General features: G+C 69.1%; 8 protein-coding genes. 2 read left to right on the top strand and 6 right to left on the bottom strand.

Annotated features, from left to right (window positions below; all coding sequences use genetic code 11):
* Nucleotides 1–30: 30 nt before the first annotated feature.
* Nucleotides 31–831 (top strand): class I SAM-dependent methyltransferase, encoded by an 801-nt coding sequence (locus tag AB0M65_RS01205; protein ID WP_364019504.1) that lies wholly within the window; start codon nt 31–33, stop codon nt 829–831.
* Between the two features lie 295 nt (nt 832–1,126).
* Here AB0M65_RS01205 and AB0M65_RS01200 read toward each other — a convergent pair whose 3' ends face one another.
* Nucleotides 1,127–2,575 (bottom strand): hypothetical protein, encoded by a 1,449-nt coding sequence (locus tag AB0M65_RS01200; RefSeq protein WP_364019501.1) that lies wholly within the window; start codon nt 2,573–2,575, stop codon nt 1,127–1,129.
* An 87-nt stretch (nt 2,576–2,662) separates the two neighbouring features.
* On the opposite strand from AB0M65_RS01200, the gene AB0M65_RS01195 reads away from it, so the two are divergent.
* Nucleotides 2,663–3,304, top strand: a complete 642-nt coding sequence (locus tag AB0M65_RS01195) for a DUF305 domain-containing protein (RefSeq protein WP_364019499.1) — start codon at nt 2,663–2,665, stop codon at nt 3,302–3,304.
* A 97-nt stretch (nt 3,305–3,401) separates the two neighbouring features.
* On the opposite strand, the gene AB0M65_RS01190 is transcribed toward AB0M65_RS01195, so the two are convergent.
* The 5 genes from AB0M65_RS01190 to AB0M65_RS01170 all read right to left on the bottom strand — a co-directional run bounded on the left by AB0M65_RS01190 (nt 3,402) and on the right by AB0M65_RS01170 (nt 13,002).
* Nucleotides 3,402–3,701, bottom strand: coding sequence for a hypothetical protein (locus tag AB0M65_RS01190; protein WP_364019496.1), 300 nt, complete (start codon nt 3,699–3,701; stop codon nt 3,402–3,404).
* A gap of 63 nt (nt 3,702–3,764) precedes the next feature.
* Nucleotides 3,765–4,400, bottom strand: a complete 636-nt coding sequence (locus AB0M65_RS01185) for a hypothetical protein (RefSeq protein ID WP_364019493.1) — start codon at nt 4,398–4,400, stop codon at nt 3,765–3,767.
* A complete protein-coding gene (locus AB0M65_RS01180) occupies nt 4,393–4,812 on the bottom strand; it encodes a thioesterase family protein (protein WP_364019490.1) in 420 nt (139 codons plus the stop codon). The genes AB0M65_RS01185 and AB0M65_RS01180 overlap by 8 nt, the downstream gene beginning before the upstream one ends.
* The gene (locus AB0M65_RS01175; RefSeq protein WP_364019487.1) at nt 4,812–9,785 is read right to left on the bottom strand and encodes an NAD-glutamate dehydrogenase; all 4,974 of its coding nucleotides are present in this window, start codon (nt 9,783–9,785) and stop codon (nt 4,812–4,814) included. The genes AB0M65_RS01180 and AB0M65_RS01175 overlap by 1 nt, the downstream gene beginning before the upstream one ends.
* Nucleotides 9,786–10,128: 343 nt before the next feature.
* A complete protein-coding gene (locus AB0M65_RS01170; RefSeq protein WP_364019484.1) occupies nt 10,129–13,002 on the bottom strand; it encodes a hypothetical protein in 2,874 nt (957 codons plus the stop codon).
* Nucleotides 13,003–13,017: the final 15 nt, after the last annotated feature.

Below are 13,017 nucleotides of genomic sequence, written 5' to 3'. Positions count from 1 at the left end.
GTCGCACCGGGAAAGGGAACGGCTACCCCCATGTCTGTCATCTCGTTCGCCAAGAAGATCGCCGCCAAAGCGGAAGACCTCGGCCAGCGCGCGCTGGCGACGGTCGGCGCCAAACAATCGGAGTCCGCCATCTCGGCCGACTCGCAGGGATACTGGAACGAACCCGGCGAGAAGAGATGGAAGGACAATTCGCATTGGCGCGACGCCGGTACGTTCGACGGTAACGACCTCTGGTCACAAATCGGCAAACAGCACCTCGACATGTTCGAGGGCGGCGCCCGGCTCGCCGGTTTTGACCGCCCCTGGAATCGCGTCATCGAATGGGGCTGCGGCGGCGGGGCCAACGCCATCCACTTCGCGCCACGCGCCCAGGAATTCATCGGCGTCGACATCTCCGCCGAAACCCTCGCCGAATGCGGGAAACAGGTCGCGAACGTCTGCCAGACGGACTTCCAGGCCGTCGAGATCGACGTCGCGAACCCGGAATCCGCGCTTTCAGTCGTCAAGGAACCCTGCGACGTCTACGTGAGCTTCTACGTTTTCGAGCTGATCCCGACGCCCGAGTACGGCGAGCGCCTCCTCCGCATCGCGCGGGAACTACTCGTGCCCGGCGGACTCGCGCTGATCCAGGTCAAGTACGACCCCGGCACCTGGCGGACCCGCTCCCGGCGCCGCTCGTACCGCTCAGGCCTCGCCGCGATGACGACGTACCGCGTCGACGCCTTCTGGCAACTGGCCGAGCGGTGCGGGTTCACCCCCAAGGCCATCCAGCTGGTCCCGAAGAACGAACTGGACGAACGGTACGCGTACTTCTTCCTGCAGAAGGACTGAAGGCGGCCGTTGGCGGGGCAGTCGGCTGGGTCGTGACCGGCGTTTCGGTTCCTCTCGAGGGGTACGCCCACCATTGCATATGCCCGACCCCACCCCTGCCCCCAATGCCACATTGGGGACGTTCAGCGTCCCCAATGTGACATCGGGGGCATGCTGGGTTTAGGGAGCTCACGGCAGGCGGGTGCGTGGCGGTGGTCGTGAGTGATTTGGGTCGTTCTAACGACCCAAATCACTCACGACCTCCCCTTCATCGCAAAATTCGCCATGAAGGGGACTTTCATCTCACGCTAGTGGATCAGTTGAAGCCCGGGTGCAGTTTGTACTGCGTCTGGGCGTTGAACTCGTTCTGCCGGACGAACTTCGCCGGGAAGGTCCGCCAGTCGTTCAGGTCGAGGACGTCGAGACCCTTCACGATGTCGGACGAGAAGATGTAGCCGTTGTACCAGTACGCCGACCAGGTGCCACCGCCGACGAGCTTTTCGTTCGACAGCGGGCCACGCTCCCAGTACGCGATCTCCTTCGGCCGCGTGACGTCGGTGAAGTCCCACACCGAGACGCCGCCCTGGTACCAGGACTGGACCATGATGTCCTTACCCGGCACCGGGATCAGCGAACCGTTGTGCGCCACGCAGTTTTCGGTCTCGGACTGGAGACGCGGGATCTTGTAGTAGTTGCGGAACTCCAGTTTGCGGTTGTCGCCGCGGCCGGTGATCTCGTAGATGCCGTTGGCACCGCGGGTGCCGCCGAACTTCTCCAGGCAGGTCGCCATGCCGCCGCCGCCGAGTTCGTCGGTGAAGACGATCTTGCTGGCGTCGTTGTTGAAGGTGGCGCTGTGCCAGAACGCGAAGTTCACGTTGTCCTGGACACGGCTCAGCACTCGCGGCTTGAGGCGGTCGGAGATGTCGAACAGGACGCCGTCACCCATGCAGGCACCGGCCATCAGGTCCTTCTCCGGCAGCGCCGTGAGGTCGTGGCAGCCCGTGGTCGCCGAACGGTTGGTGCCGTCGGGGTTGGGGCCACCGGCGTTGCCGCCGTCCGGGAACAGCACCGGCTTCGCGACGAGTTCGGCCTTCGCCGGGTCCTTGAGCGGGACCTTGACGATCGAGATCTTGTCGTGCGGCGGCTGGCAGTCCGGCAGGTTGGCCGCCGGCGCGTACGACGAGACGTACACGTAGACGTTCTTGCCGTTCTTGTCCGGCACCATCGTGTTGGTGTGCGAACCGCAGTCGGTCTCGATCGCCGCGACGTACTTCGGCGCCGCGAGGTTCGAGATGTCGAAGATCTTGATGCCCTCCCACGCGGACTTGTCCGACGCGGGCTTCGGGACGCTCGAGCACGAGTTGTCGCTGCGCGAGGAGTCCGTCGACACGAAGAGCAGGTCACCGGAGATCGACACGTCGTTCTGCCCGCCGGGGCAGAGGACCTGGCTGACGATCTTCGGGCGGTAGGGGTTGCGGACGTCGAAGACGTTGAAGCCGTCGTACGTGCCGATGATCGCGTGGCCCTTGGTGAACGCGATGTCGGTGCCGGTCGAGTCCTTGGTGAACGGTCCTTGCTGCGGGACGTTCGCGATCGACCGGAGATTCGGGCTGTGGACGATCTCGTCCACACCCGGGATCGTGGTCGCCGAAGGCTCCGCGACGACGGCCGGTGCGACGAACGCACTGGAGGCGCCGAGGGCGGCAACAGCGACCGCCGACACGAAGCCCCTGGTCAAGCGGCGTTTCAGCCCAGGATTCAGCACGATATGGCTCTCCTTCCACCCAGCTTTACGCGCACCTTATTCCTTATTTAGGCTCAGCAGATACCGACCAATGGAGGATCTCCCGGGATGAAAAAGAGTTTGACATCGGCGCTGGTGGCCGTCGCTTTCGTCGTCTCGGGCTGCACCGCCGACGAACCCCCGGCCCCGCCGGCTTCGAGCGCGCCCGTGTTTGTTCCGGGGAAACCGGGTGAGCAGGCAGGCACCGTCGCCCCCGGCCCGCTTCAGCGCGATCAGCCCAACGAAGCCGACGTCGAGTACATGACCATGATGATCCCCCACCACCAGCAGGCGAAGGTGATGACCGACCTGGTGCCGGGCAAGACGGCGAACGAGCAGATCCGGGCGATCGCCGGCCGGATCTCGGTCGCTCAGGACGGCGAGGTCGCGATGATGCGGACGTGGCTGTCCGATCGCGGCAAGCCGGTGCCGGGTGCGGGACACGAGGGGCACGGCGGCGGGCACGAGCACGCCCTCATGCCGGGCATGGCGACCGAAGCCCAGCTCGCGGATTTGCGGGCGGCCGGCGGGCCCGCGTTCGAAAAGATTTTCCTCGATCTGATGATCGCGCACCACCAGGGCGCGCTGACCATGGCCGAAGCCCAGCTCGGCAAGGGGGTGGAGATCAAGGCGCAGGAGATGGCGCAGGAGGTCATCACCGGCCAGTCCGCCGAGATCGAACGCATGAGAACCATGCGCTCGAAGATCTAGCCCCCTCCGCAACTAGTCCTCTAGTTGCGGCAGTTCGCGATGCCAACTACCGCAACCAGAGGACTAGTTGTGGGAGTTCAGGCGTCGCCGGAGGGGGTCAGGCGTCGCCGGAGGAGCCCAGGTCGCCGGAACCGGAGTCGCCCGAGTCACCGACGGCGCCCGAGACGATCCAGGTCGCCAGCGCGGCGGCCTGGAGGTAGGGCGCGGCCTGCGCGGCGGCCCGTCCGGCGGCTTTCGCCCGGCCGAACCGCTCAGGACGTCCGGCGCGGTCCGGGGCTTCTTCACCCGGCGGGCGTTCGGTCCGCCACGGGGTCTCCTCCGCCCGGACCTCGGCGAGGAAGTCCGCGGTCGGGTCCTCCCCGCCCTTGCCGTCGTCGCGAGGGACACTGTCGCTCATGCGGACAGCCTGACACCGCGGGCGGCCGGAAGCCACCCGCGGCGTGAAGCGGTAAGAAACCCGTCAGAACAGCAGCGGCAGGAGCGCGTGGCGCCGTTTGAGGACGGCGCCGTAGCGGGCGTCGATGCGCATCCACGAATCCGTCGCGGTCACCCGGACGACGTCGTCGGCGATCGACGAGTCGAGGAAGCCCATCCCGGACAGGGCGAACAAGCACCGCATCTGGACCTTGATCTCCTGCTCGCCGCCGGTGACGGTGAGCACCGCCTGGTCCATCAGCGAAGCGGGCGGGTTGCCGTGCGGACCGACGTTGTCGCGGGCCAGCGTGACGCCGCGATCGGCCAGTTCGGAGATCACCGTCGCCGGCAGTTCGTCGATCAGCTGCCAGCGTCCCGAAGCGGGCAGCTCCGAATGCCACATCAGGTCACGGGCCGGGCCGGGGTCCATCCGCTCGCCACCGGCGATGGTCAGCGCGGCGAGCAGCTCGTTCCCGGACACCGTCACGTCCGACGGCGTGATGTCACCGGCCACAGCCCTGGTCGCGAGGACCTCGAACGGAGTCGTGCTCCACGCCTCGACGACGCCGTCCCCGCGCTGCCGCAGCCGCACCAGGGTGTTCTGGTCGAGCCGGACCGCCCTGGCCACGAACGCGCCGAGGGTTTCGCGGTCGCCCGCGTCCGGGATGACGAGCTCAGGCATCCGCGAACCCCTTCTCCAGGAAGGCGCGTTCGTCCTCGGTCAGCCGCCGGGGCCGCGCCGACCCGGTGTCGAACGGCGCGAGCACCGTCTCCGCGGTGACCGCGACCTTGTCCCCCCCGGCAGGCCCGTTGTGCACCTTGTAGCCGAGGGTGAAGCTGGCGTGCTTCAAGTCCTTCAACGAGATCTCCACCCGGATGTCCTGATCGGACACCACGATCGGCGAACGGTAATGGACGGCCAGTTTCACCACGACGATGCCCTTGGGCAGCTCGGTGAGACCGGCACGGACGGCATCGCCGAACAGCAGCGGGATCCGCGCCTCTTCGAGCAGGGTCACCAGATTCGCGTGGTTGACATGCCCGTAGACGTCCATATCCGACCAGCGTGGCCGGATCAGGGAAATGTAGCTCACTACCTCACCGTGCTCCGGATCTGCCTCGCCGCCACCGAAAGCGTCGCCAGGTCGAGTTTGCCGAACTGGCTGATCTCGTCCAGCGCGACCCTTGCCCGCTGCAGCCGCGACGCGTTGATCTTCTCCCAGTGCGCGATCTTCTCGTCCGGGTCGGAGCCCGCGTCGCTGTGCCGCAACGCGTCCAGGGTGATCGCCCGCAAGGAACCGTAGACGTCGTCCCGCAGCGCCAGCCGCGCGAGCGCGTGCCAGCGGTTGCCCCGTTCGAGACCGCTGATCGAGGTCAGCATCTTGTCGACGCCGAGGTGGTCGGACAGCGCGTAGTACAGGCCAGCGGTCTCAGCCGGGGTGTGCACCGCGTCGATCCCCGCCTGCTGCTCGGCCATCTCCGCGACGTCGGTGACGTCTAGCAGGCCGAAGGTGTGCAGCAGGAGTGCCACGCGTTCCGCCAGTTCCGCCGGGACACCCTTCCCCACCAGCCGCTCCGTGTTCGCGTCCACCGACGCGCACTCGACACCGCGAAGCAGTTCGTGTGCCCGCGGGGCCAGCTCGCCGACGACCCGGCCGAACCGGTTGATCTCGGCGAGCGGGGCCAGCGGCTGCGGCCGGTTGGTGAGGAACCAGCGGGCGGCCCGGTCGAGCAGCCTGCGGGTCTCCAGCATCATCGAGTCCGCGACCTCGGTGGGCACGACGTTGTCGAGCGCGTCGATCTCGTTCCACAACGACGGCAGGTCGTAGACGTGGGTGACCACGGCGTACGCGCGGACGGCGTCGGTCGCCGTCGCGTTCATCTCCTCCATCAGGCGGAAGACGTAGGAGATCCCGGCGCCGTCGACGACCTCGTTGGCCACCATCGTTGTGATGATCTCGCGCTTCAGCGGGTGCTGGAAGATCGCGTCGCCGAAGCGCTCCCGAAGCGGCTTCGGGAAGTACTCCGGCAGACGGCGCGAGAACACCTCGGAGTCCGGCAGTTCGCTCGCCAGCAACTCGTCCTTGAGGTCGAGCTTCACATGCGCGAGCAGCGTCGCCAGCTCCGGCGACGTCAGTCCTTCGCCCGCCTTCTCCAGCGCGCGGAACTCCGCCGAACTCGGCAGCGCTTCGAGCTTCCGGTCGAAGGCGCCCTTCGCGACCAGTGCCGCGACGAGCCGCTGGTGCACCGAAACCATCGGTCCGGCGTGCGCCCGGCTGACGCCGAGCACGGCGTTCTGCCGGTAGTTGTCGGCCAGCACCAGCTCGCCGACCTCGTCGGTCATCTGCTCCAGCAGCTCGTTGCGCTGCTCGGCGCCCAGCCCGCCCGTCGCGACCAGGTGATCCAGCAGGATCTTGATGTTGACCTCGTGGTCGGAGCAGTCGACGCCGGCCGAGTTGTCGAGCGCGTCGGTGTTGATCTTGCCGCCCGCGCGGGCGAACTCGATCCGGCCGAGCTGGGTCAGCCCCAGGTTCCCGCCCTCGCCGACGACCTTGACCCGGAGCTGGTTCCCGTTGACCCGCAAGGCGTCGTTGGCCTTGTCACCCGCGTCGGCGTGGGTCTCGTTCTCCGCCTTGACGTAGGTGCCGATGCCACCGTTCCACAGCAGTTCGACCGGGGCCAGCAGGATCGCCTGCATGAGATCGTTCGGCGCCAGCGCGGTGACGTCCTCGCCGAGGCCGAGCGCCTCGCGGACCTGCGGGCTGATCGGGATCGTCTTCGCTGCCCGCGAGTAGATGCCGCCGCCCTCACTGATCAGCGAGCGATCGTAGTCCTCCCACGACGAACGCGGCAGGTCGAACAGGCGGCGGCGCTCGGCGAACGAAGAGGCCGCATCCGGGTTCGGGTCGAGGAAGATGTGCAGGTGGTTGAAGGCCGCCACCAGCCGGATGTGCTCCGAGAGCAGCATGCCGTTGCCGAAGACGTCGCCTGCCATGTCGCCGATGCCGACGACGGTGAAGTCCTCGGTCTGGGTGTCCTTGCCCAGCTCACGGAAGTTGCGTTTGACGCTCTCCCAGGCACCCTTCGCGGTGATGCCCATGGCCTTGTGGTCGTAGCCGACCGAACCACCGGACGCGAAGGCGTCGCCGAGCCAGAACTTGTAGTGCGCCGAGACCTCGTTCGCGAGGTCGGAGAACTTCGCGGTGCCCTTGTCGGCCGCGACCACGAGATAGCTGTCGTCGCCGTCGTGGCGGACCACGTCCGGCGCCGGGACGGTCTTGCCCTCGACACGGTTGTCGGTCACGTCCAACATGCCGGAGATGAACATCCGGTAGCAGGCGATGCCCTCGTTCAGCTGGGCGTCGCGATCCAGACCCGGGTCACCGGTCGCCACCGGCGGGCGCTTCACGACGAAGCCGCCCTTCGCACCCACAGGCACGATGACCGCGTTCTTGACCGCCTGCGCCTTGACCAGGCCGAGGATCTCCGTGCGGAAGTCCTCCCGGCGGTCGGACCACCGCAGGCCACCACGCGCGACGTCGCCGAAGCGCAGGTGCACACCCTCGACCCGCGGCGAGTACACGAAGATCTCGTACTTCGGCCGCGGCTCGGGCAGCTCGGGCACCGCGCTCGGGTCGAGCTTGAGCGCCAGGTACTGCCGGGGCTTCCCGTCGGCGTCGGTGACGTGATAGTTCGTGCGCAGCGTGGCGAGGATGACCGCCATCAGCCGTCGCAGGATCCGGTCCTCGTCGAGGCTGGTCACCTCGTCGACGAGGTCGCCGATCTCGGCGGTCAGCTGCTCGGCCTGGGACGCGCGCACCTCGTCGCCGAGCGCGAGATCGAACCGGGTCTCGAAGAGGCGCACCAGCGCGGTGGCGATGTCGGTGTGCGCGAGGACGGTGTTCTCGATGTACTCCTGCGAGAACGGGATCTTCGTCTGGCGCAGGTACCGCGAATAGGCCCGCAGGATCGCCGCCTGGCGCCAGGTGAGCCCGGCACGCAGGACGAGCCCGTTGAAGCCGTCGACTTCGCAGTCGCCGCGCCAGGCGGCGTGGAACGCGTCCTGGAAGCGGGTGCGGAGATCGTCATCGGCGTGGTCGAGCACCTGCGGATCGATCCGCAGGCCGAAGTCGTAGATCCAGGACCGGCCGCCGTCTTCGCGGCGCAATTCGTACGGGCGTTCGTCGACGACCTCGACACCCATCCGCTGCAGGACCGGCAACACCTGCGAAAGGGTGACTCCCTCTCCGCGCAGGTACAGCTTGAAGCGCCGCTCCCCCGGCTCGGCGTCGGCCGGCAGGTAGAACGACATCGACAAGTCGCCCTCGTCGGTCAACGCCTCCAGGGCACGGAGGTCCGCGAGTGCTTCGAGGGCGGTGAAGTCCTCCTTGTAGCCCTCGGGGAACACCGCGGCGAACCGCTGACCCTGTTCACCCGCGGACTCCTCGCCCAGCAGGCCGATCGCGACACCGCTGTCCCCAGCGCGTTCGCGCCGCTCGGCGAGGATCGCCTCGACCATCCGGTCGTCCCAGCCGCGAACGGCTTCATTGAGCCGTTCCTGGATGCGGAGGGTGTCCGGCTCCGACCGCTGCGAAGGGTCGGTGTGCACGATGAAGTGCACCTGCGCGAGCACGGTCTCGCCGATGCGCGCGCTGTATTCCAGTTGCGTGCCTTCGAGTTCGTCGAGCAGGACCTCCTGCATCGCGAGCCGCGAACGGGTCGTGTAGCGGTCACGCGGGAGGAACACGAGGCACGAGTAGAAGCGGCCGTACGGGTCGTGGCGCAGGAACAACCGCAGCCGTCTGCGATCCGACAACGTGATGGCGCCGGTGGTCGTCGAGTACAGCGAATCGGTGTCGGCCGAGAACAGGTCCGCACGCGGCCAGTTCTGCAGCACCTCGAGCATCCGCTGGCCGGAGAAGGACTCCATCGGGAAGCCCGCGCGGTGGATGACCTCGCGGACCCGGTTGCACACCACCGGGATGTCCAGCACGTTCTCGTGCAGGGCGGTGGTGGTGAACATGCCGAGGAAACGGTGCTCGCCGGTGACGTGCCCGTTGTCGTCGAACGTTTTCACGCCGACGTAGTACGGATACACCGGGCGGTGGACCGTTGACGGCGCGCTCGCCTGGGTCAGCACCAGCAGTGTCGGCGCCAGCGCGGACGCGGCCGTGTCGGGACCGGCGGTGAGACTGCGAGCGGCCAGGCTGTCCTGGCGCAGCACACCCAGCCCGGACGCGAGCACGGCACGCAGGGCGGGCTCGTCGCTGTCCGGGTGCGGGTTGTCGATCAGTTCGTAGCGGCGGTAACCGAGGAAGGTGAAGTGCCCCTCGGCGAGCCAGCGCAGCAACCGGGCGCCCTCGGCGACCTCGTGTGCGGAGAGCCGCGGTGGATTCGTGTCCAGCTCGCCGGCGAGACGGCGCGCCGTCTCCGCCATCTTGTCGGTGTCCTCGACGACCTCGCGGACGTCACCCAGCACCGACGAGAGCCGGTTGTCCAGCTCGCGGGCGCGGTTCGGATCCGTGACCAGGTCGATCTCGATGTACATCCACGACTCGGCGGCCGAATTCGACGGCGGCTCGGCCGGGTCGGCTGCCGGGTGGACCTCCAGCAGCTCACCGGTCAGGTCGCGGCTGACCACGACGATCGGGTGCACAATGCGCTGCACCTGCACGCCGTCACGGGCGAATTCGGCGGCGACGGAATCCACCAGGTACGGCATGTCGTCCGTGACGACCTGCACGACGGTGGCCTCACGCGTCCAGCCGTCTTCGGGGCCGGTCGGGTTCAGCAGGCGCACCGCGGGGCGGCCGGGCATCCGGTGCTTGGCCAGCTGCAGATGCGAACGAACGGCGCCGACGAGGTCGACCGGGTCGTCGCCGAGGATCTCTTCAGCAGGGATGTGCCGGTAGTACAGCCGGATCAGGTCGCCGATCTCCGGAGCGAACGCCGCGGCGGCGTCGATCAGGTCGTCCCGGATCTGCTCCGGGTTCACCGACCGGCGCCGGGCGCCTTCTTCGGTGCCGACATCTTTTCCGGGCAGGGACGAGACTCCCGTCGAGCTCATTTGAGGCAACTCTCCACTGTAGCGAGATTGATACCGCGACCAGCACGACTCTGTACCGGCCCAGACCCAACCTACAGCTCCGGACAGTCAGCCCGACAAGGCCGGGTCATTCCCGTTTGTCGAAGATTTCCCTGCTCAGATACCGGAATCGCCGTGATCGGTTCAGCTACTCGCCGGTCACATCGGCGGTCTGTCCGGCCCTTCCCGCGACCCGCCGTACCGGGGGTGACCAGCACGCCATTCGCGGCCACGGGAACAGTGAGCGGTTCCAGCCGCCGGACTGAATCGTTCAAGTCCCGGCCGTCCAGACTCGGTGGAGCAAGGGACCTTTGCTATCGCCCGGTCAATCGCTCCCGTTGGCGCGATGCCGGTCGCGGCCGTTGACCGGCCGCTTCCCCGAGTCTTGGGAGCCGAGTTGTTTCACGAGCGCGGCGGCGCTCGCGGTGCCCGCCTGGTGCTCGGCGAGCGCGCGGGCGAGCAGGTCGGCGAGTCCGGCGTCCGGTGGTGGCTCGTCTTCCGCGATCGCGCGGGCGTAGCTCTCCGGGAACGGCGTGATCGGCCGCCAGGAACCGGTGTCGGTGAGCGGGTCGAGTGCGGGCGGCATCCGCAGCTTCGGCAGCCACGGATCCGCGACTTGTTCCTGGCCGCCGGTGCCGTAGGACGGCGACGCGGGCGGGTCTTCGCGGGGCGGCGGCGCGAGCGGGACGGCGGGTTCGGCGAACTCCACCGGCGACGGCTCCCGGCGGACGGGCTCGGCTTCGGCACGCTCCTCGACGGGCGACGCGGGTTCCGTGGTGTTGTCCGCACGGCGGCGGCCACCGCCGTGCCCGCCGGTGCTCGAGATCCCGAGCCGGTCCAGTACCGATTTCGCGGCAACGGAACCGTGTTCGGCGTCGTGCCTGGTCGTACGCGACGCGGGCGCGGCCGACCGGCGGGCGCGTTCCTCCGCCGCCCACTCGTCGGTCTCCCACAACGGGGCGGCGGTTCCCGGCGCACGCGGCACTTCGGTTTCCGCCGCGATCCGCGGCCGGGGTTCGGCGGCGGGCTCGGGCGCCAGAAGCAGTTCCGGGACCGCGGGTTCCGGCGTGGGCTCGGCGCGCCGGACGGGTGCCTCGTACCGGACGGGCGCCTCGGGCTGCCGCCGCGCGGTCGGGTTCGTGGTTTCCGGCCAGGCAACGGTGTTTTCGCGGGCAGCGGCTTCGCGGGCGGTGGTTTCGCGGGCAGCGGTTTCGCGAGCCGCCGGGGCCTCGGGACGGCTGCGCCGCCCTGGCTCGGATTCGAGCCTGGCCGCAGGTTCGGTCCTGTGCACGGGTTCGGTCCGGTGCGCTGGTTCGGTCCGGTGCGCTGGTTCGGTCCGGGGCGTGGGTTCGGCGCGAGGCACCGGTTCCGACCGGAACACCGGTTCGTGCCGGGGCGCAGGTTCGTGCCGGGGCGCGGTCGCCGGTCGGAGTGCGGGTTCCGAGAGAGGCGTGGGCTCGGTGCGGGAGACCGGTTCCGGTCGGAGCGCGGGTTCGGGGCGGAGCGCGGGTTCGGGCCGCGGTGCCGGTTTCGGCGGCATCAGCTTCGGTGCGGTGGGCTCGACCTTGGGCTCGAACCTGATCGCCGGCCTGGCCGGTTTCTTCGGTACCCGGCGCCGCCAGTCGCTGTCCGACGCGACGGTCTCACGAACCGGCTCCGAACGGGTCGGCGGCTTCAGCACCGGCGCTTCAGCCGCTGGCTCGCTCCCGGTCGGCGCGGTCTGCGCCTCCGGACGCGACGGCTCGGCATGGCGCGAACGTTCCGCGAAACGAGCAGGCTCCGCACGACGGTCGGACTCGGCACGCTGGTCGGTCTCGGCACGACGGTCGGTCTCAACAGGGCGGCCGGGCTCAGCGAGACGGTGCGGCTCAGCGGCCGCGTTCCGCAGCGGCGCGGACTCCATCTGTCCGCTCTGCCGTGTGGGTCGCGGCTGTTCACGATGTACCGGCGACTCGACGGCCGCCCGTTTCGGCGGCGCCACGTCGATCGGCGCCATCACCGCGGTCACCTCGGCCGGAGCCGGCGAGGGGACCGCGGGGCGGGCTGCGACGGTCCGCAGGACGTCGTCGAGGTCGACAGCGGTGTGCTCGGCCGCGCCGAATTCGCCGAGCAGGACGTTGCACGCCTGCCTGCGTGCCCGTGCGTGCAGGTGCTCGGCGGCACGCGACCGGTGCAGGCAGCCGATGGCCTCCTCCGGTCTGCCGAGCCGCTCCTCGATCTGGGCGAGTTCCAGCCACAGCCGTGCCGTGACCGCGTGCAGACCGTGGCCTTCGGTTTCGGAGGCCGCTTCACGCACGAGACTGCCCGCGGCTTCCCCGGATCCCGCCGGCAGCAGGACGCGGGTGGCCACGGCCAGCCGCAGCCACGCGGCGGGCGAGATCCCGGCGGCGCGGACGGGGGCGTCGAGGATCGGCTGGGCGACCTCGAGCGCCATCTCCGCGTCACCGCGGTCGAGCAGCGTGCAGACGAGTTGCAGGATCAGCCGGATCCGGACGAGACCGCCGTCGTCGTCCGGGTTCGCGAGCTTTTCGAGCATGCCGAGCCCGGTCCGGGCGGCGTCGGCGGCCGACGTCAGATCGCCGTGACGGCGGCGGTGCGCCGACACCCCGACCCGGAGCAGCGCACGGTTCAGCAGTTGCGAATCCGCCGACATCGCGCCGTCGCCGAGTACGAGCTTGTCGGCCTCGGCGAGTACGCGGTCCAGTTCCGCCTTCCGGCCGAACTGCGCCAGGCAGCCGACGAGATGGCACAGCGCCTCGGCCCGGTGCACCGGCGAGACCGCCGGATCCGACAACAGCGGCCGGAGCGCGGCGAGCCCCGTCAGCGGGACGCCGACACCGCGCGCGCAGACCGCGAGGTCGATCCGCAGCCGCGCGGCGATGTCGCCGTGGCCCGCGTGTTCGGCGGCACGCAGGGCAGCCACTGCCCGGCCGACCGTCCGTGGACGGCCACCGAGCCGCACCCGCGCGGTAACCACCAGGCTTTCCGCGCGGATCCACTGTTCGTCGTCACCGGCCGCCTCGGCGAGCGCGGCCGCACGCTCCCCGAGGACCAGCGCGAGTTCGGGCGCCCTCAAATGCAGGGCGTCCGCTCGTTCGATCAGCCTGCCGACAGCGGACAAGGTTCCCCCGGTGGCAGCCGTCCGCCTGCCCACCATGGTGGTGGGCAGGCCCGGCCGTTGGCGCTTGCTGGCTTCCACGGGGAACCCCCGGCC

The organism is Amycolatopsis sp. NPDC051071, from assembly GCF_040682875.1.
Taxonomy (GTDB): domain Bacteria; phylum Actinomycetota; class Actinomycetes; order Mycobacteriales; family Pseudonocardiaceae; genus Amycolatopsis.
The sequence above is the reverse complement of the archived record's forward strand: the minus strand, read 5'-3'. Positions and strand labels throughout refer to the sequence as shown.